Annotated in this window: 15 protein-coding genes; 5 read left to right on the top strand and 10 right to left on the bottom strand. The window is 67.8% G+C overall.

Annotated elements, in window-relative coordinates; all coding sequences use genetic code 11:
- Positions 1 to 34: 34 nt before the first annotated feature.
- The gene (locus tag AB4Z10_RS07120) at positions 35 to 922 is read left to right on the top strand and encodes an EamA family transporter (protein WP_441469689.1); all 888 of its coding nucleotides are present in this window, start codon (positions 35 to 37) and stop codon (positions 920 to 922) included.
- Here the strand turns inward: AB4Z10_RS07120 and murB are convergent.
- From murB to AB4Z10_RS07145, 5 genes are all read right to left on the bottom strand, one after another.
- The gene (murB, locus tag AB4Z10_RS07125) at positions 897 to 1,823 is read right to left on the bottom strand and encodes a UDP-N-acetylmuramate dehydrogenase (RefSeq protein WP_441469690.1); all 927 of its coding nucleotides are present in this window, start codon (positions 1,821 to 1,823) and stop codon (positions 897 to 899) included. The genes AB4Z10_RS07120 and murB overlap by 26 nt on opposite strands.
- A gap of 163 nt (positions 1,824 to 1,986) precedes the next feature.
- Positions 1,987 to 3,393, bottom strand: coding sequence for a UDP-N-acetylmuramate--L-alanine ligase (murC, locus tag AB4Z10_RS07130; protein WP_441469691.1), 1,407 nt, complete (start codon positions 3,391 to 3,393; stop codon positions 1,987 to 1,989).
- Between the two features lie 15 nt (positions 3,394 to 3,408).
- Positions 3,409 to 4,512, bottom strand: coding sequence for an undecaprenyldiphospho-muramoylpentapeptide beta-N-acetylglucosaminyltransferase (gene murG, locus AB4Z10_RS07135; RefSeq protein ID WP_441469692.1), 1,104 nt, complete (start codon positions 4,510 to 4,512; stop codon positions 3,409 to 3,411).
- 2 nt (positions 4,513 to 4,514) lie between these two features.
- Positions 4,515 to 5,648 (bottom strand): FtsW/RodA/SpoVE family cell cycle protein, encoded by a 1,134-nt coding sequence (locus AB4Z10_RS07140; RefSeq protein WP_441469693.1) that lies wholly within the window; start codon positions 5,646 to 5,648, stop codon positions 4,515 to 4,517.
- A gap of 126 nt (positions 5,649 to 5,774) precedes the next feature.
- Positions 5,775 to 6,638 (bottom strand): LysR family transcriptional regulator, encoded by an 864-nt coding sequence (locus tag AB4Z10_RS07145; RefSeq protein WP_441469694.1) that lies wholly within the window; start codon positions 6,636 to 6,638, stop codon positions 5,775 to 5,777.
- 94 nt (positions 6,639 to 6,732) lie between these two features.
- Between AB4Z10_RS07145 and AB4Z10_RS07150 the strand changes: the two genes are divergently transcribed.
- Complete coding sequence (locus AB4Z10_RS07150; protein ID WP_441469695.1) at positions 6,733 to 7,986, top strand: MFS transporter; 1,254 nt, start codon at positions 6,733 to 6,735, stop codon at positions 7,984 to 7,986.
- An 83-nt stretch (positions 7,987 to 8,069) separates the two neighbouring features.
- Here AB4Z10_RS07150 and AB4Z10_RS07155 read toward each other — a convergent pair whose 3' ends face one another.
- Complete coding sequence (locus tag AB4Z10_RS07155) at positions 8,070 to 8,693, bottom strand: TetR/AcrR family transcriptional regulator (protein WP_441469696.1); 624 nt, start codon at positions 8,691 to 8,693, stop codon at positions 8,070 to 8,072.
- Positions 8,694 to 8,894: 201 nt separating this feature from the next.
- Here AB4Z10_RS07155 and AB4Z10_RS07160 point away from each other — a divergent pair, with 201 nt between their 5' ends.
- The 3 genes from AB4Z10_RS07160 to AB4Z10_RS07170 are packed head-to-tail and all read left to right on the top strand — an operon-like array spanning position 8,895 to position 12,166.
- Entirely contained in the window at positions 8,895 to 9,353 is a 459-nt protein-coding gene (locus AB4Z10_RS07160) for a (2Fe-2S)-binding protein (protein ID WP_441469697.1), read from the top strand.
- 3 nt (positions 9,354 to 9,356) lie between these two features.
- Positions 9,357 to 11,537 (top strand): xanthine dehydrogenase family protein molybdopterin-binding subunit, encoded by a 2,181-nt coding sequence (locus tag AB4Z10_RS07165; RefSeq protein WP_441469698.1) that lies wholly within the window; start codon positions 9,357 to 9,359, stop codon positions 11,535 to 11,537.
- The gene (locus AB4Z10_RS07170; protein ID WP_441469699.1) at positions 11,537 to 12,166 is read left to right on the top strand and encodes an Isoquinoline 1-oxidoreductase subunit; all 630 of its coding nucleotides are present in this window, start codon (positions 11,537 to 11,539) and stop codon (positions 12,164 to 12,166) included. The genes AB4Z10_RS07165 and AB4Z10_RS07170 overlap by 1 nt, the downstream gene beginning before the upstream one ends.
- A 148-nt stretch (positions 12,167 to 12,314) precedes the next feature.
- Here AB4Z10_RS07170 and murD read toward each other — a convergent pair whose 3' ends face one another.
- From murD to AB4Z10_RS07190, 4 genes are all read right to left on the bottom strand, one after another.
- Complete coding sequence (murD, locus tag AB4Z10_RS07175; RefSeq protein ID WP_441469700.1) at positions 12,315 to 13,763, bottom strand: UDP-N-acetylmuramoyl-L-alanine--D-glutamate ligase; 1,449 nt, start codon at positions 13,761 to 13,763, stop codon at positions 12,315 to 12,317.
- A gap of 10 nt (positions 13,764 to 13,773) precedes the next feature.
- Complete coding sequence (mraY, locus tag AB4Z10_RS07180; RefSeq protein ID WP_441469701.1) at positions 13,774 to 14,856, bottom strand: phospho-N-acetylmuramoyl-pentapeptide-transferase; 1,083 nt, start codon at positions 14,854 to 14,856, stop codon at positions 13,774 to 13,776.
- A 133-nt stretch (positions 14,857 to 14,989) separates the two neighbouring features.
- Positions 14,990 to 16,414: a UDP-N-acetylmuramoylalanyl-D-glutamyl-2,6-diaminopimelate--D-alanyl-D-alanine ligase gene (locus AB4Z10_RS07185; protein WP_441469702.1), complete on the bottom strand. Its 1,425-nt coding sequence runs from the start codon at positions 16,412 to 16,414 to the stop codon at positions 14,990 to 14,992.
- The gene (locus AB4Z10_RS07190; RefSeq protein ID WP_441469703.1) at positions 16,411 to 17,865 is read right to left on the bottom strand and encodes a UDP-N-acetylmuramoyl-L-alanyl-D-glutamate--2,6-diaminopimelate ligase; all 1,455 of its coding nucleotides are present in this window, start codon (positions 17,863 to 17,865) and stop codon (positions 16,411 to 16,413) included. Before AB4Z10_RS07190 ends, AB4Z10_RS07185 begins: the two co-directional genes overlap by 4 nt.
- Positions 17,866 to 17,891 lie beyond the last annotated feature (26 nt).

A 17,891-nucleotide genomic window follows, 5' to 3' on the forward strand; every position in this document is an offset into this window, starting at 1 on the left:
CGTGAGCCAAGCTCCACGCGCCTGGGAGGCCGCCATGCCGCTGAACAAGATATTGCTGACCACCATCCTCGTGCCCTGCATCTGGGGCTCGACCTACGTCGTCTTCACTCAGACGCTGCCCGTGGATCATCCGCTGCTCGTCGGCGCGCTGAGGGCTCTGCCGGCCGGCCTTCTGCTGATGGCGCTCGGCGCGGGCCTGCCGCCGCGCGACAAGCTGCTGCCGCTCGCGGCGCTCGGCCTCGCCAATATCGGGATATTCTTCGCGCTGCTCTTCGTCAGCGCGGCGCGCCTGCCCGGCGGACTTGCCGCCACGGTCGGCTCGACCCAGCCGTTGATCGTCGGCCTGCTGGCCTGGCCGCTGCTCGGCCGGCGCCCGGGCCGCGGGCAGATCCTCGCCGCGCTCGCCGGCCTCGTCGGCGTCGCCCTGCTGGTGCTCGATCCGCATGCGCGGCCCGACGCCATCGGCATCGTCGCCGGCCTCGCCAGCGCCGCCTCCATGGCAACCGGAACCGTGCTGATCGAGCGCTGGGGCAAGCTGGGCTCGGCCCTCGCGCTGGCGGCCTGGCAGCTCACGCTCGGCGGGCTGATCCTGCTGCCGGTCGCGCTGCTGGTCGAAGGCCCGCCGCCGATGCCGACTGCCCTGAACGGGATCGGGCTTGGCTATCTCGTCCTGATCGGCACCGCCCTCACCTATTGGCTCTGGGTCAGGGGCATCACCACGCTCGGCGCCAGCGTCGCCTTCCTCGGGCTGCTCAGCCCGACGGTCGCGACCATCCTCGGCGCCGTGCTGCTCGGCCAATGGCTGGGCGCGGTCCAGCTCCTCGGCATCGCGATCATCCTGAGTTCGACGATCGCGGGAATGCTGCTCTCGCGCCGGGCTGCGGCCACAACAGCCGCTACGCCGCAACCCCGAGCCGCTTGATCTCCCACTGGAGCTCGAAGCCGGAATTCTCCTTGACCCGGCGGCGAACCTCCTCGCCGAGCCCCTCGACATCGGCGGCCGTCGCGCCGCCGGTGTTGATCAGGAAGTTGCAGTGCATCTCCGAGACCTGGGCCCCGCCGACCCGCAAACCGCGGCAGCCGGCGGCATCGATCAGCTTCCAGGCCTTGCCGCCATCCGGGTTCTTGAAGGTCGAGCCGCCCGTGCGCTCCTTGATCGGCTGGGCCGCCTCGCGCGCCTGCGTCACCCGGTCCATCTCGGCCTGGATCAGCGCCTGATCGCCCGGCCGCCCCTGGAACAGGGCGGAAGTGAAGATGATGTCGCGGGTCGATGCCGCGCTGTTGCGATAGGTGAAGCCCATCTGCGCGTGGGACAAGGTGACGATCTCGCCCTTGCGGGTGACGCCGCGCGCCTCGACCAGCACATCGGTGGTCTCGCCGCCATGGGCGCCGGCATTCATGCGCAGCGCCCCGCCGATCGAGCCGGGAATGCCGCGATAGAAGGCGAGCCCGTCGAGCGAGGCATCGGCCGCCGCACGCGCCACCTTGACGTCCGGCACCGCCGTTCCGGCCCGCAGCCGGTCACCGCTCTCCAGCTTGATCTCGCCGAAAGCCTTGCCGCCGAGCCTGACCACGACGCCGGGAATGCCGCCATCGCGCACGATCAGATTCGAGCCGAGGCCGACCACGGTGACTGGAACGTCGTCCGGCAGCTTCGAGAGCAGGTAGGCGAGATCCTCGTCATCGGCCGGCGTGAACAGGATCTGCGCGGCGCCGCCGACGCGGAACCATGTCAGCCCCGCGAGGTCCTGATTGGCGAGAAGCCGGCCCCGCAGGTCGGGGGCCGAGGCGCGGATGTCGGAGGAGAGATCTTCGAAGGGCATGGCGTCGCTTTAGCGCATGATGTTCCGGGACGGAACAGGTCGTCATGCTCGGGCTTGACCCGAGCATCTCTCGCCGAAGGAGGCTCCCTCATTCTTCTGTTCGAGATTCTCGGGTCTGCGCTTCGCTTCGCCCGAGAATGACGGTGGAGAACGCGGGGCGCGGTTACCCGTTCAGCGCCTCGAGCTCACCCGGCAGCGCATAAGCCCATTGCGTGATGTTGCCGGCGCCGAGGCAGACGACGTAATCGCCCGGTCCCGCCAGCTCGGCCACCATGCCGGCAAGCTTGTCCGGCGCTTCCAGCGCCAGCGCGTGGCGATGACCGCGCGCCTTGATGCCGGCGATCAGCGAATCGCGGTCGGCGCCGGGGATCGGTGCCTCGCCGGCCGCGTAGGTGTCGGCCACGATCACCGTATCGGCGTCGTTGAAGCAGGCGGCGAAGTCATCGAACAGGCTGGAGAGACGAGTGTAGCGATGTGGCTGCACGATGGCGACGACCTTGCCCTTGGTCGAGGCCCGCGCCGCCTTGAGGACGGCGGCGATCTCGACCGGGTGATGGCCGTAATCGTCGAAGATCAGCGCGCCGTTCCACTCGCCGGTCTTGGTGAAGCGACGCTTGACGCCGCCGAAGCCGGCGAGCGCCTCGCGGATAACAGGCACGGGAATACCGAGATCGTAGGCGACTGCGATCGCAGCGGTCGCATTCAGCGCGTTGTGATGGCCGGGCATCGGCATGACGAGGTCCCGGATCACCTCGTCGCGCCCGCTCTTGCGGTCGCGGATAAGGAGCGTGAACTTCGCCTGCCCGCCCGAGAGATCGATGTCGATCAGGCGGAAATCGGCCTGCGGGTTCTCGCCATAGGTGACGACGCGGCGGTCCTCGATCTGGCCGACCAGACCCTGAACCGTCGGGTGGTCGATGCACATCACTGCGAAGCCGTAGAACGGGAGGTTCTCGACGAAGGAGCGGAAGGCCGCCTTGATCGCGTCGAAGGTGCCGAAATGGTCGAGATGCTCGGGGTCGATATTGGTGACGATCGCGACGTCGGCCGGCAGCTTCAGGAAGGTGCCGTCGGACTCGTCGGCCTCGACCACCATCCAGTCGCTCTCGCCCATGCGGGCGTTGGTGCCATAGGCGTTGATGATGCCGCCATTGATGACGGTCGGGTCGAGCCCGCCCTTCTCCAGCAGCGTCGCGACCAGCGAGGTCGTGGTCGTCTTGCCATGGGTGCCGGCGATGGCGACGCAGCTTTTCAGCCGCATCAGCTCGGCCAGCATCTCGGCGCGGCGCACCACCGGCAGGCGCTGCTCGCGGGCGGCGAGCAGTTCGGGATTGTCGCGCTTGATCGCGGTCGAGATCACCACGACTTCGGCCTCGCCGAGGTTCTCGGCCTTGTGGCCCACGAAGGTGGTGATGCCCTTCTCGGCAAGGCGCTTGACGTTGGCGCCATCGGAGGCATCCGAGCCCTGCACCTTGTAGCCGAGATTGTGCAGGACTTCGGCGATGCCGGACATGCCGATGCCGCCGATGCCGACGAAATGGATGGAGCCGAGCTTCGGCGGCAGCTTCATGGTCCCGAAATCCTATCAGTTCGAAGAATGGGCCGTGGCGATCACGAGATCGGCCAGGCGGTCGGCAGCGTCGGGGATGCCGGCGCTCTTCGCGTTTGCAGCCATGCTCGTCAAGTGCGCCGGCTGCGCGATGAGCTTGGAGAGCTCGCCGGCGAGGTGCCGCGGCGTGAAATCCGTCTGCAGCATGCGGATGGCGCCGCCCACCCCTTGCAGGAAGGCTGCGTTGGCCGCCTGGTCCTGATCGAGCGAGCCCGGCAGCGGCACCAGGATTGCGGGCCGCCCGATCACCGAAAGCTCCGCGAAGGTCGAGGCGCCGGAGCGCGCGATGACGAGTTGCRCCGCCGCCATCTGCGCCGGCAGATCCTTGAAGAACGGCGCGATCGTCGCCTTGACGCCGAGCGTCTCGTAGATGCCGCGCACACGCTCGTCATCCTCGGCCCGCGCCTGCTGGACGATGGTCAGGCGCGCCCGCTCGCCCTCGGTGAGGAGCTGGATCGCCGGCGGCACGATATCGGCCATGATGCGCGCACCCTGGCTGCCGCCGAAGACGAGCAGCCTGATCTTGCCCTCGCCCGGCGGGTCATAATCATGGCCTGCGGCCTCGATCACGGCCGGGCGCACGGGATTGCCGACATGGCGGCACTTGGTCTGCTGCGCTTCCGTCAAACCGCCGACCTTGGCGAAGCCGGTCGCGATCACGTCGGCCCGGCCGGCGAGGAAACGGTTGGCCCGGCCGATCACGGCGTTCTGTTCGTGGATCAGCGTGCGGACGCCCGCGAGCGAGGCGCCGAGCACCGGCGGCACCGTCGGATAGCCGCCGAAGCCGACGACGACGTCCGGCTTCACCTGCCGGATGATCCGCCGCGCCGCGAAGGTACCCTTGGCGATGTTGAACAGCGCCGCCGCCTTCTGCAGCGGCGAGCGGCCGGAGGGGGTCGCCGCCGGCACGGCATGGACCGCTTCGGCCGGGAAATTGCCGGCATATTCGGCCGCGCGCGTATCGGTCATCAGCACGACGCGCATGCCCCTTGCGTGCAGCGCGTGGCTCAGTGCCTCCGCCGGAAAGAGATGGCCGCCGGTTCCGCCCGCAGCCAGCATGATGAGCTTGCCCGCGGCCATGCTCAGCGCCTGTACGAGCCGAAATCGACCGACCGCGGCCGCCGCCGCGTCAGCGCCAGCAGGAAGCCGGTACCGATCGCGAGCGAGAGCAGCGAGGAGCCGCCATAGGAAATGAAGGGCAGCGTCATGCCCTTGGCCGGCATCATGTGCAGATTGACCATCATGTTGATCGCCGCCTGGATGCCGAAGAGCAGCGCGAGCCCGGTGACTGCGAGACGGATGAACGGGTCCTCCGCCTTCTGCGCGACGAAGAGCGAGCGCAGCACGATCACCGCGAAGAGCATGACCAGCAGCATGCAGACGACGACGCCGAACTCCTCGGCGGTGACCGCGAAGATGAAGTCGGTATGGGCGTCCGGCAGGATGCGCTTCACCGTGCCCTCGCCGGGTCCCTTCCCGAGCCAGCCGCCCTGCGCGAAGCTCTCCAGAGCCGTATCGACCTGGAAGGTGTCGCCCGAGCCCTTGTCCATGAAGCGCTCGATGCGGGCGCGCACGTGCGGCACCAGTTCGTAGGCGACGAGGATGCCGACGGCGCCGACGCCGCCGAGTCCGATCACCCAGAACCAGTGCAATCCGGCGACGAAAAACAGCCCTGCCCAGACCAGGCTGACCAGCATGGTCTGGCCGAAGTCGGGCTGCAGCACCAACGGCACGATCGTGACCGGCAGCAGCAGCAGCGCCAGGATCGTGCCCGGCAGATCCGGCCGGCGGGTGCCCTCGGCAAAGGCCCAGGCGGCCATCACGACGAAAGCGGGCTTCAGGAACTCGGAGGGCTGCACCGAGCCCAGCGGTCCGAGCGTCAGCCAGCGTTTGGCGCCCTTCACCTCGACGCCGAAATAGAGCGTCGCCACCACCATGGCGAGCGAGAGCACATAGATGATCAGCGCCGCGCGCCGCACCTGCCGGGGCGTCATCAGCGAGACGCCGAGGAAGATCACCATCGCCGCGGCAAGATAAGCGGCCTGACGGTTGACGAAATGGAAGGTCGAGAGCCCGAGTCGCTCGGCCACCGGCGGTCCGCCCGCCATCAGCAGCACGACGCCCGACACCATCAGGGCGACGAGGGCGGTAAGGATCAGGCGGTCGATCGACCACCACCAGCGGCCGCTGAGAGAAGGTTCCGCGCGCGAGACCATGACGGGCATCCCATCGACAAATTCTGCGCGGCGAGGCCGCGCCTTGCGAGACGAATCACTCTGTCAATGAATGGTTAACCGATTGATTCCGATGCGTCGGAATGCCGGGCTTCCCACAGCCGCCCGCTATCGCTGCGCCTCGGCGCGGAACGTCGCCGCCATGCCGTTGAGCAGCGCCGCGGCACGGAGCCTGCTCACGGCCGAATGGAGGACGATGGGCCGCGCCGGCAGCGGCGGCAGCTTGAAGCGCGAGCCCGCCTCGACGAGCCCGGCCGGCGCTGCGCATCGTGCCAGCGGCGCAAGGCCAAGGCCCGCACTCGCAGCCGCTGCCACCGAAGCGGCCCCCTCGCCGATGAAGGCCTCTCGCCATGGCGTTCCGGCCGCGTCGAGCGCACCGATCGCCATGCTCCGCAGATTGCATGGCGGCCTCTGGACCGCGAGCGGCAGCGGCTCTCCCTGAAACGGCGAAAAGTCGGGAGCGCAGAACCATCCGAAGCGTGCCTGAGCGAGAATCTCGCCGTCGCGCCGGCTGGCATCGTGGCGCAGGATGATGACCGCATCGAGCTCGCCGGCATCGAACCGCTCGAGCAGCCCGCCCGACAATCCGGTTCGCAGCGAAAGCTTCACCCCGCCAGCCTGCTTGCCGGCGGCCTGGATCGCACGGGTCAACTCGGGGCCAACGAGGTGATGCGTCACGCCGAGGTTGAGCGAAACGGCCTCTTCCGACAGCGCCTCGGCGGCGCGGCGATGCGCAGAAAGGAACTCGCGAGCCGGACCTAGGAAGCGCTCTCCAGCCGCGGTCAGGCTGATGCGGCGCGGCGTGCGCTCGAGCAGGCGCTGGCCGAGATGTGCCTCGAGGCGCTTCAGCCGCAGCGAGACGGCTGCCTGGGTGGTGTTGAGAACCGCAGCGGCCTTCGTGAAGGACCGGAGATCGGCGGCCAGAACGAAGGTTTCGATGGCCTCGGGATCGAGCGAACGGCGAGCATTCATAACAGAACGATATCATTGATATCCGGAACCCGACAGTTCCGATCGCATTGAAAATCGGGCTTCCGTGTGCGGCCGCCACCCGAGAACGAAGTCCATGCCCAGAACCTCCCTCGCAGTCGCATCCGCACCGGATACCCGGCAAGCCGGGACCAACTCCTACATCTGGACCGTCCTGACGGTCGCCGTGGCCACCCAGACGGCAGGTTCACTGGTCTCGCAGGGCGTCTACATCCTCGTACCCTTCTGGCGCGATGCCTATGGCATCTCGCTCGCCTCGGCCTCCCTCGCGGTCACCGTGATGAACGGCACGCAGATCGCGACGATCTACGTGATCGGGCGGGCCATCGATCTGTACGGGGAGCGCATCGTCGTGGGCATCGCCATGCTGGGCATGGCGGCTGCGATGGCCGCGGCTTCCTTCGCGACGGGCTTGACCGGCCTTCTGCTCAGCATGGCCTTTCTCGGCGGCACCTATGCAGCGGTGCAGCCGGGCGGCACGCGGGCCATCATGCGCTGGTTCCCGCCGCGCCACCGCGCACTGGCGACGGGCTTTCGGCAGGCCGCTGTCCCGTTGGGGACAATGATCGCAGCCGCCCTTCTGCCCCTGCTCGTCGTCCATGCCGGCCTGCCGGCGGCAGCCTGGTTCAGCGCCGGCATCTCGCTTCTCGGCAGCCTGCTGTTCCTCGCTTTCTACCGGGAAGGCGAACAGCAGAGTGCCGGCGCAGGCAATCGCGACAAGCCGCTGCCATTGCGCGCGCTGGTTCGGACGGTTGGCCTGAACCCGCGGTTCTGGCCGGTGCTGCGCCTGGGCATCGCGATGTCCGCCTTCCAGTTCACCTTCACCGCCCACGCCATCGGCTACATGGCCGGCTCCCTCGGCCTCGGCATCGTCGGCGCGGCCAGCCTGTTCGCCATTGCGCAGCTCGCCGGCATTCCCGGCCGGGTCGTTCTGCCCTGTCTGAGCGACAGGCTATGGCCCGGCCGGCGGCCCCGCTCATTTGCGGTCATCGCGCTTATCGGCGCGACGACCGTCGCGATCTTCGCCGCGCTGCCGGGCGATACGCCGTCATGGCTCGCAGCCTGCGTGCTGGTCACCTTCGGCCTCTTCGGAATCGGCTGGTTCCCGCTCTATCTGCTGGAGATAGCGGAGATGGCCCCGCCCACATCCGTGGCCTCGACCGTCAGCTTCGCCTCGACGCTCTGCCTGATCGCAATGGCGCTCGGGCCGTGGTTCTTCGGCCTGATCGTCGATCATTTCGGATACGCGGCTGCCTGGACACTGCTCACCGCGCCCGTCGTCATCGTGGCGCTGCCGCTGACGGGGCTGCTCGGGCGTTCGAACGGTTAGAGCAACGAACCCGTCGACGACGTGGATTATTGGATCGCTGTCGGCAGGCAGCCTTCGGAGTTCCCGAACGCCTTCGCCCTTCGCTACCGGGCGGCAACCGACGCCGCGAAGATGCGGGCAACGTCGGCAAGCCGCTGCGCATAGACTTGGGCACTCGGCGGCTCGCCCGTCTTTGCGCCGGCCGCCGCGAACATCAGGCCGGCGATCCAGTCCCCGGTGGGGACGCACGCGCGGGCAAAGGCGATTTCGCCCTGGCTCTCGGCTTCCTGAAGAAGCTGCGCTGCCAGCTTGGCGAATATCTGCTCGAACGCCTGCAACTCGCGCGTCGCGATGGCGTTCATCACCGCCTTCAGCTCGACGAGATGTTCGCCGGTGCCGAAGCTCGCATAGGCTTGCCCATGATGAGCCTGCAGCAGGGCAGCAAGCCGCTCCGGAAACGGGCCCTTGGTCGCGACGACCTCACGGCAACGTGCCTCGACGCGGCGTCCTAGCAGGTCCAGCATCGCCCGAAAGACGTCGTCCTTGCCCTTGAAATGCAGGTAGAGCGTCGCCTTGGCCAGCCCCGCCTCCTTGGCGATGTCGTCCATCGAGCTGCGCTTGTAGCCATAGCGGGCGAACAGCCGCAGCGCCGCCTCGGCGATCTGGTCGACGCGAGCACGAGCGTCGTCGACCGGGAGAGAGCTGGAACTTTCGCGTCTGTCCGACATTGCAGCGTCAGTAGTCTTGACAAAATCCAAACTGCGCGCGACTATCCTAAATAGACTCAAATCGTCTATTTAGTCCAGTCGCGCGACCCAGGGCTACGGATTCATCGCCCGCCATCTGATATGTCAGATCGGGCCATCGAGGGCGAGCCCTCGATCCGCACCATGGTGCCGCGCTGCGTCATGCCAGCATCGGAGGCAGCCATGGTCTCTCTCAAAGTCAACGGGACGACGCATACCGTCGACGTCGACGACGACACGCCCTTGCTCTGGGCCATCCGCGACAATATCGGCCTCACCGGCACCAAATTCGGCTGCGGCGTCGCCCAATGCGGCGCCTGTACAGTCTATATCGATGGCCAGCCGCTGCGCTCCTGCGTGACCCCGGTCTCCGCGGTCGGGACCAGCGAGATCACCACGATCGAGGGCCTCGCCGGCAAGGAGGCGGATGCCGTCCAGGCCGCCTGGATCGCCCGCGACGTGCCGCAATGCGGTTATTGCCAGTCCGGCCAGGTGATGAGCGCCATCGCCCTCCTCAAGGAAAACCGCAAGCCGACCGATCGCGACATCGATCTCGCGATGAACGGCAACATCTGCCGCTGCGCCACCTATGTCCGCATCCGCGCCGCGATCCATGACGCGGCCCGCGCGCTGGAGATCTGAGCCATGACCGCGCATGATCCCGCCCTCTCCCGCCGCACGCTGCTCAAAGGCGCCGGCGCCCTCGTCATCGGCTTCAACCTGCCGCGCAATGCCCGCGCCCAGTCCGGCGCTGCGGCCGGCTACCGGCCCGGCGGCAATGACAGCTTCGCGCCGAATGCCTTCATCCGCGTCGCGCCGGACGACACCGTCACCGTGATCGTCAAACATATCGAGTTCGGCCAGGGGCCGTTCACCGGCCTCGCCACCCTCGCCGCCGAGGAGATGGACGCCTCCTGGAGCCAGATGCGCGCCGAGCATGCGCCGGCCGACGTCAAGCTCTACGCCAATCTCGCGCTGGGGGTTCAGGGCACCGGCGGCTCGACCGCGATTGCCAACAGCTGGGAGCAGATGCGCAAGGCCGGCGCCGCCGCCCGCGCCATGCTGGTCCAGGCGGCCGCCGATGCCTGGAAGGCTCCCGTCTCCGAGATCAAGGTCGAGGCCGGCGTCATCAGCCATGCCTCCGGCAAGCAGGGTCGCTTCGGCGAGTTCGCCGAGGCAGCGGCGAAACTGCCCGTGCCCGAGAACCCGCCGCTGAAGCCGGCCTCTGCTTACCGGCTGATCGGCAAGGAGGGCGCGGTGAAGCGCCTCGACACCGCCGACAAGACGCGCGGCAAGGCTCAGTTCACCATCGATATCTACGCGCCGAACATGCTGACGGTGGTCGTCGCCCGCTCGCCGCGATTCGGCGGCAAGGTCGCCAGCTTCGACGCCTCGCAGGCGCTCAAGGTCAAGGGCGTCGTCGACGTCAAGCAGATCGGCTCCGGCGTCGCGGTCTATGCCAGCGGGATGTGGCCGGCTCTGAAGGGCCGCGAGGCGCTCAAGGTCACCTGGGATGACAGCGAGGCGGAGAAGCGCGGCAGCGCCGAGCTGATCGCCGAATATCGCCGCCTCGCCCGCCAACCCGGCACGATCGCCGGCAGCCACGGTGACGCCGAAGCCGCGCTCGCCAAGGCCGACCGGGTCATCGAAGCCGAGTTCGTCTTCCCCTATCTGGCGCATGCGCCGATGGAGCCGCTCGACGGTTATCTGGAATGGGACGGCGAGAAGGCGCATGCCCGCTTCGGCAGCCAGTTCCAGACCACCGAGCACCAGACCATCGCCACCATCCTCGGCCTGCCGCCCGAGAAGGTGAACCTCGAGACCATGCTCGCCGGCGGCAGCTTCGGCCGGCGCGCGCAGGTCAGCCAGCACCTTGCTGCCGAGCTTGCCATGGCCGCCAAGGCGATCGGCCCGAACCGGCCGGTCAAGATCGTCTGGACCCGCGAGGACGATCTCACCGGCGGCTACTACCGCCCGCTCTTCGTGCACCGCCTCAGGGGTGCGGTGAAGGATGGCAAGATCACCGCCTGGTCGAACACAGTGGTCGGCCAATCCTTCTTCCTCGGCACGCCCTTCGAGTCCTTCGTGGTCAAGAACGGCATCGACGCGACCTCGGTGGAAGGCGCCAACGAGATCTTCTACGAGGTACCGGATTTCCGCTGCGAGGTGCACAACCCCAAGGTCGGCGTGCCCACCCTGTGGTGGCGCTCGGTCGGCCACACCCACACCGGCTATGCCGTCGAGTGCTTCGTCGACGAGTTGCTGCAGGCCGCGGGGCAGGACCCGCTGCAGGGCCGGCTCGCGATGATGGGCGACAGGCATCCGCGCGCCGCAGCTGTCCTCAAGGCGGCCGGCGAGATGGCGGGGTGGAAGGGCTCCGCGCCGGTCGATGGCCGTGCGCGCGGCGTCGCCGTGGTCGAGAGCTTCAATTCGTTCGTCGCCCAGATCGCCGAGGTCTCGATCGGCCCGGAGGGCGAGCCGAAGGTCCACAAGGTCTGGTGCGCGGTGGATTGCGGCGTCGCCGTCAATCCCGACGTCATCCGCGCCCAGATGGAGGGCGGCATCGGCTTCGGCCTCGGCCACGCCCTCTACGGCCAGATCACGCTCGACGGCGGTCGGCCGGTCCAGACCAACTTCCACGAATACCGCTCCTTGCGCATCAACGAGATGCCGGAGGTCGAGGTCAGGATCATCGCCTCCACAGAGAAGCCGACGGGAGTCGGCGAGCCCGGCGTGCCGCCGATCGGCCCCGCCGTCGCGAACGCGCTCGCCGCGCTCGGCCATGGCCGGCCGCGCCAGCTGCCGATGCAGGGAGGCACGGTCTGATGAGCCGAAATCTGATCCTCGCCGCCGCGGCAGCGCTCGCTGTCTGCGTCACCGGCAGCGCGCTGACGCTGGCGCAGAGTGCTGGCCAGCCCCAGCCCGGCGGCACGGCCCTGCGTCCGGCTTCGAGCTTCGCCTCGATTGCCAATCAGCGCGACCGCTCGGTCGCGCTGTTCAACGAGATGGGCAAGGTGCTCATGCATCCGCGCTGCATGAACTGCCATCCGGCGACGGAGCGGCCGCGCCAGGGCGATGCGCGCAAGCTGCACGAGCCGGTGGTCGTACGCGGCAAGGACGGCCATGGCGCAGCCGGGCTGCATTGCGCAACCTGCCACGGAAAGGAGAATTTCGATCCGGCAGGGGTTCCCGGCGACGGGCACTGGGCACTCGCTCCTGCCTCCATGGCCTGGGAAGGCAAGACGGTCGGTCAGATCTGCGAGCAGCTGAAGGACCAGAATCGCAACGGCAGCCGCGACACCGCCGCGCTGATCAAGCACGTCACCACCGACACCCTCGTGCTCTGGGGTTGGAATCCCGGCAAGGGCCGCCAGCCGGCACCGGGCACCGCAGCGGAGTTCGGCGCGCTGATGCAGGCCTGGGCCGACAGCGGTGCTGCCTGCCCGGCGTCGTGAAAGGGTCGGCCCAGCCGGGTTTGAACATCCGCGTTGTCATCCCGGACGCGGCGAAGCGGAGATCCGGGATCCATGCCGGACCTGTTCAGGCATGGATCCCGGGTCAAGCCCGGGATGACCACGCGTTTCCCGCTCGAATCAGCGGGCGCTACGGAGCGGTAGATTTCCCGCCCGCCCCAAAGGGCTCGAAGCCCGGCAACGCTGCGACCAGCGCGCGGAAGCTGTCGCCACGCACCTCGAAATTGGGGAACTGGTCGAAGGAGGCGCAGGCCGGCGAGAGCAGCACCGCGATCTCGCCCTCGCCCGGCTTCGCCAGCGCGTCTCGCGCCGCGTCCGCCACCGCCTTGTCGAGCGTGTCGCTACGCTCATAGGCGACGCGTCCGTCATCGTCGAAGGTCGCGGCGAAGAGGTCGCTGGCTGCCCCGATCAGATAGGCCTTGGCGATGTTCGGGAAATAGCGGCGCAGGGACTCGATACCACCATCCTTGGCCTTGCCGCCGAGTATCCAGAAGATGTCGTGGAAGGAGGTCAGCGCCTTCTCGGTCGAGTCGGCATTGGTCGCCTTGGAATCGTTGATGAAGACGACGCGGCCGATCCGGCCGAGTTCCTCCATGCGATGCGCCAATCCCGGATAGCTCTTGAAGCCCGCTTCGATCTCTTCAGCGCTCAGGCCCAGCGCCGCACAGGCGGCGAAGGCTGCCGCCGCGTTCTGGGCATTGTGTGAGCCGCGCAAAGAGCCGATGCCGGCGAGATTAGCGACGACGCGCGGCTTGCCGCCCCTGACCTCGACGATACGGGTGTCGAGCCGGCCCTGATTGGCGGTGACGCCGGCAAAGACGCCCTCGTCCAGCGGTTGCTCGCCGCTGATCTTCACGAGCGGGCGCCCCCCGGCGGCACGGCGACGCGCCATCTGCTTCGAGGCCTCGTCATCGACCCCGAGCACGGCGATATCCGCTGCTGCGACCAACCGCTCCTTGATCGCGGCGTAGTTCTCCAGCGAGCCGTGCCGGTCGAGATGATCAGGCGTCAGGTTCATCTGGATGCCGACCGTCGGCGCCAGCGTCGGCGCGAGGTCGATCTGGTAGCTCGAGCACTCGATGACATGGATGCGATCAGCCGCCGGTGGCTCCAGCGCCAGCACGGCAGTGCCGATATTGCCGCCCATCTGGACGTCGCGCCCGGCTTCCTTGAGCACATGCGCGATCAGCGCGGTGGTGGTCGACTTGCCGTTGGTGCCGGTGATGCAGATGACCGGCGAACCCGGCGCGGTCTTCGCCCGCTCACGGAAGAACAGCTCGACATCCCCAATGATCTCGACGCCCGCAGCCTCGGCTTTCCCGACGGTCCAATGCGGCTCCGGATGCGTCAGCGGCACGCCCGGCGACAACACGAAGGCAGCGAAGCTCGACCAATCGGCACCCGCCAGATCGACGACAGTGATGCCTTCGGCCGCCGCCTTCTCCCGGCTCTTCTCGCTGTCGTCCCACGCTGAGACATCCGCGCCGCCAGCCTTCAGCGCGCGCGCAGTGGCAAGGCCCGAGCCGCCGAGGCCGAAAAGGGCGACCTTGCACCCGGCGAACACGGTGACGGGCGTCATGCTCTGTGTCTCAGCGCAGCTTGAGCGTGGAGAGGCCGACAAGCGCCAGCACCACGGAGATGATCCAGAAGCGGATCACCACCTGCGGCTCTGTCCAGCCCAGCTTCTCGAAATGGTGGTGGATCGGCGCCATCAGGAAGACGCGCTTGCCGGTACGCTTGAACACCGCGACCTGGATGATCACCGAGAGCGCCTCGACGACGAAGAGGCCGCCGACGATGGCGAGCACGATCTCGTGCTTGGTCGCGACCGCTATGGTGCCGAGCAGGCCGCCGAGGCCGAGCGAACCGGTATCGCCCATGAAAATCTGGGCCGGCGGCGCGTTGAACCAGAGGAAACCGAGGCCGGCGCCGATCACCGCGCCGCAGACCACGGCGAGTTCGCCGGCGCCGGGGATGTGGTGGATCTGCAGGTAGTTGGCGAAGATCGCGTTGCCGACGAGATAGGAGATGAAGCCGAAGGTGCCGGCCGCGATCATCACCGGCACGATGGCGAGCCCGTCGAGCCCGTCCGTCAGGTTCACCGAGTTGCCGGCGCCAACCACCACGAAGGCCGTGACCAGCGGGAACAGGATGCCGAGCGGGATGATAGCTTCCTTGAGGAAGGGCATAGCGAAGCCGGAGCCGATTGCCGGTGGCTGCGTCTGCATGATGAAATAGCAGGCGATCAGCGCGACCACGACCTCGATGGAGATGCGCGCCTTGCCCGAGAAACCCTTGTGCGACTGCTTGGTGACCTTGAGATAGTCGTCATAGAAGCCGATGGCGCCGTACGCCGCCGTCACCCCGAGCACGATCCAGACATAGGGGTTGCGCAGATTGCCCCAGAGCAGCACCGCGGCGAACAGGCCGGACATGATCATCAGCCCGCCCATGGTCGGCGTGCCGCGCTTGGCGAGATGCGTTTCCGGCCCGTCGGTGCGGATCGGCTGTCCCTTGCCCTGCTTGATCCTGAGCCAGGAGATCGCCGCTGGCCCGAAGAAGAAGACGAACAGCAGCGCCGTCGCCGTCGCCCCGCCTGCGCGGAAGGTGATGTAGCGAAAGACGTTCAGGATCGGGAAGGTGCCGGAGAGTTCGGCGAGCCAGACGAGCATGCTTCGTTATTCTCTTAGATCACGATGATTTTGGAGCGATTCGATCCAAAATCATAAAACGTGATCGATTCCAAAAGATGAGAGCGGGATGCGAAAAACTGGTTTCCACTTTTTCGCATCCCGCTCTTGGAGATCAGTCATCGGCAGGCATGGCAGGAAAGCGCGCGAGGATCGCCTTGACGATCGGCCCCATGCGCGAGCCGAGCGACCCCTTCACCGTGATGACATCGCCGGCACGGATCGCATCGAGCACGAGCGGCTCCAGTTCGCCCGCCCCGGGGGCATAAGCCCCCCGCATGGGCGAAGGCAAGCTCTCATAGAGCCCTTTCATCAGCGGCCCGCAGGCGAAAACCTTGTCGATCTTGCTAGCGACCAGAGGATCAGCCAGGCCTCGGTGCAGCTCCGCGCCTGTGGATCCGAGTTCCAGCATATCGCCGAGCACGGCGATGCGGCGGCCCCGCCCCTCGACCGGCAGGCGGCCGAGATTCTCGATCGCAGCGCGCATCGATGCGGGGTTGCCGTTGTAGCTTTCGTCGAGCAGCGTGATCCGTCCGCCCGGCGCCTGCAAAATCTGCCGTGCCCCGCGTCCTGCCGGCGGCTTCAGATCGCCCAGCGCCAGCGCCGCGAGCGCGAGGTCGGCGCCGAGCGCATGGACGACGGCGAGCACACCGAGGGAGTTCAGCACGATATGCTTGCCCGGGCTGCCGAGACGATAGGTGACGGGCTCGCCGAAGACGCGCGCCTCGACCGTCGACATGTCCGGCTTCAGCGCGCAGGAGACGAGCTTCACGTCGGCATCGGGACTTTCGCCGAAGGTGATGATCCGCCCGGCCGGGCCGGACTTGGCGATGTCCCGCAGCAGTTCGGATTGCGGAATGTCGGCATTGACGATCGCCGTGCCGCCCTTCTCAAGCTCCCAGAAGACACCGGCCTTCTCTTCCGCGATGCCCTCCAGCGAGGCGAAAGCGGCCAGATGCACCGGCTGGATCGTGGTGATGATCGCAACCTGCGGGCGCACCATCCGCGCCAGCGGCACGATCTCGCCCGGGCTGTTCATCCCGATCTCATAGACCGCATAGGCCACGTCGCTGGGAGTACGACACAAAGTGAGCGGCACGCCCCAATGGTTGTTGTAGGAGGCGACCGGCGCATGCGTCTTGCCCTGCCGCGAGAGCACGAGGCGCAGCGCCTCCTTGGTGCCGGTCTTGCCGACCGAGCCGGTGACGGCGATGACGCCCGCCTTGAGCTCCGCCCGCCGCGCCGTTCCGGCCCGCTCCATCGCCTTCAGCACGTCCGGAACGACGGCGAGCGCACCGGCGCCCGTGAGGTCCGCCGCATGCGCCTCATCGACCACCGCGAGCGCAGCACCCTTCTGAAGCGCAGCCTTGACAAATTCATGCCCGTCGCGCGCCTCGCCCTTGATGGCGAAGAAGGCGTCACCCGGCTCAACAGTGCGGGTGTCGATCGAGGCCCCCGTCACGGCCGGCGGCACGGCGCCCTCGGGCCGCGCGCCCAGCGCCGCGATCAGCTTGTCTCCGGTCCAGAGAGGGGCGCTCATCCTGCGATCTCCGATAGCGCTTTCCGGACCACGTCGTGATCGGAGAAGGGCAGTGTGCGGTCGCCCACGATCTGGCCGGTTTCATGGCCTTTTCCGGCTATGACCAGCAAATCCCCAGGCATCAGCATGCACACCGCGCTTCTGATCGCCTCCTCGCGGTCGCCGACCTCCAGGAGCTTCGGCGAGGCAGCCATGATCTCGGCACGGATCGTCGCCGGATCCTCGCTGCGCGGGTTGTCGTCGGTAACGATGGCGATATCGGCCTTCTCGGCCGCGATCGCCCCCATCAGCGGGCGCTTGCCCTTGTCGCGGTCGCCGCCGCAGCCGAAGACGCAGATCAACCGCCCGGAAGCATAGCGCCGTAGCGTCGTCAGCACGGCGGCCAGCGCATCCGGCTTGTGGGCATAGTCGACCACGACGAGCCCGCCATTGGCCTCTCCGACGCGCTCCAGCCGCCCGGCCACGCCCTCGAGGCCCGCAATCGCCTGCAGCGCGGCGGCCTTGTCTTCGCCGGTCGCGATCGCAAGCCCGGCTGCGACCAGCGCGTTGCCGGCCATGAAATCGCCCACCAGCGGCAGCGCGACCGAGAGCTTCTGCCCGTCGAAACCGACCGTGAGCCGCTGCGAGAAGCCATCGCGCTCATTGCCAAGCAGCGTCAGCGTCTCGCCCTTGCGGCCGATGCCAATGATCGGATGCCCGCCGGCGGCGGCGGCCTGCGCCGCCTCCTCCGCATAGGGCTCGTCGCGATTGATCACGACCGGCGCACCTTCCGGCAGCAGCTCCCAGAGCCGGAGCTTGGCGGTGAGATAGTCCTCGACGCTGGGATGATAGTCGAGATGGTCGCGCCCGAGATTGAGAAAGGCGCCGGCTTGCAGCCGCACGCCGTCGAGGCGGCGCTGGTCGAGCCCGTGCGAGGAGGCTTCCATCGCGAGATGGGTGATGCCGTCACCGGCGAGTTGATCCAGCGAGGCGTGCAGCGAAAGCGGGTCGGGCGTCGTCAGAGAGCCGTAATCGGCGCCCTTCGCCGTCACCACGCCGATGGTGCCGAGGCTCGCCGCCTCATGGCCGAGTGCCTGGAATATCTGCCGGGTGAAATCCGCGACGGAGGATTTGCCGCTCGTCCCTGTCACCGCGACGATGGTCTGCGGCTGGCGCGGATGGATCTTCGCGGCAGCCAGCGCCAATGCAAGGCGCGGATCGTCGACCTGCGCGAAGGCGACGCCCGCCGGCAGGTCGGCCGGGCGCGGGCCGCCCGAAATAACGGCGACGGCGCCATGCCCCACCGCGTCCATGATGAAGCGCGCACCGTCCGCCTTCGCACCGGCGAGCGCGACGAAGACGTCGTCCCCCGTGACCTTCCGGCTGTCGAAGGCGACGCCGTGCACCTGCTGGCTGGCGGCGTCGACGTCGAAGGTCTCGGGGAAGAGGTTTCCGAGGCTGTATCCGGTCATCGTCATGGTCACCGTGTATAGGCCGA

Source organism: Allobosea sp. RAF48, assembly GCF_052114025.1.
Taxonomy (GTDB): domain Bacteria; phylum Pseudomonadota; class Alphaproteobacteria; order Rhizobiales; family Beijerinckiaceae; genus Allobosea.

What these genes read in the sequence shown, in the direction of transcription:
- AB4Z10_RS07120 (WP_441469689.1), top strand. Translation starts at nt 35, where the DNA reads ATGCCGCTGAACAAGATATTGCTGACCACCATCCTCGTGCCCTGCATC.
- murB (WP_441469690.1), bottom strand. Translation starts at nt 1,823, where the DNA reads ATGCCCTTCGAAGATCTCTCCTCCGACATCCGCGCCTCGGCCCCCGAC.
- murC (WP_441469691.1), bottom strand. Translation starts at nt 3,393, where the DNA reads ATGAAGCTGCCGCCGAAGCTCGGCTCCATCCATTTCGTCGGCATCGGC.
- AB4Z10_RS07140 (WP_441469693.1), bottom strand. Translation starts at nt 5,648, where the DNA reads ATGGTCTCGCGCGCGGAACCTTCTCTCAGCGGCCGCTGGTGGTGGTCG.
- AB4Z10_RS07145 (WP_441469694.1), bottom strand. Translation starts at nt 6,638, where the DNA reads ATGAATGCTCGCCGTTCGCTCGATCCCGAGGCCATCGAAACCTTCGTT.
- AB4Z10_RS07150 (WP_441469695.1), top strand. Translation starts at nt 6,733, where the DNA reads ATGCCCAGAACCTCCCTCGCAGTCGCATCCGCACCGGATACCCGGCAA.
- AB4Z10_RS07155 (WP_441469696.1), bottom strand. Translation starts at nt 8,693, where the DNA reads ATGTCGGACAGACGCGAAAGTTCCAGCTCTCTCCCGGTCGACGACGCT.
- AB4Z10_RS07160 (WP_441469697.1), top strand. Translation starts at nt 8,895, where the DNA reads ATGGTCTCTCTCAAAGTCAACGGGACGACGCATACCGTCGACGTCGAC.
- AB4Z10_RS07165 (WP_441469698.1), top strand. Translation starts at nt 9,357, where the DNA reads ATGACCGCGCATGATCCCGCCCTCTCCCGCCGCACGCTGCTCAAAGGC.
- AB4Z10_RS07170 (WP_441469699.1), top strand. Translation starts at nt 11,537, where the DNA reads ATGAGCCGAAATCTGATCCTCGCCGCCGCGGCAGCGCTCGCTGTCTGC.
- murD (WP_441469700.1), bottom strand. Translation starts at nt 13,763, where the DNA reads ATGACGCCCGTCACCGTGTTCGCCGGGTGCAAGGTCGCCCTTTTCGGC.
- mraY (WP_441469701.1), bottom strand. Translation starts at nt 14,856, where the DNA reads ATGCTCGTCTGGCTCGCCGAACTCTCCGGCACCTTCCCGATCCTGAAC.
- AB4Z10_RS07185 (WP_441469702.1), bottom strand. Translation starts at nt 16,414, where the DNA reads ATGAGCGCCCCTCTCTGGACCGGAGACAAGCTGATCGCGGCGCTGGGC.
- AB4Z10_RS07190 (WP_441469703.1), bottom strand. Translation starts at nt 17,865, where the DNA reads ATGACCGGATACAGCCTCGGAAACCTCTTCCCCGAGACCTTCGACGTC.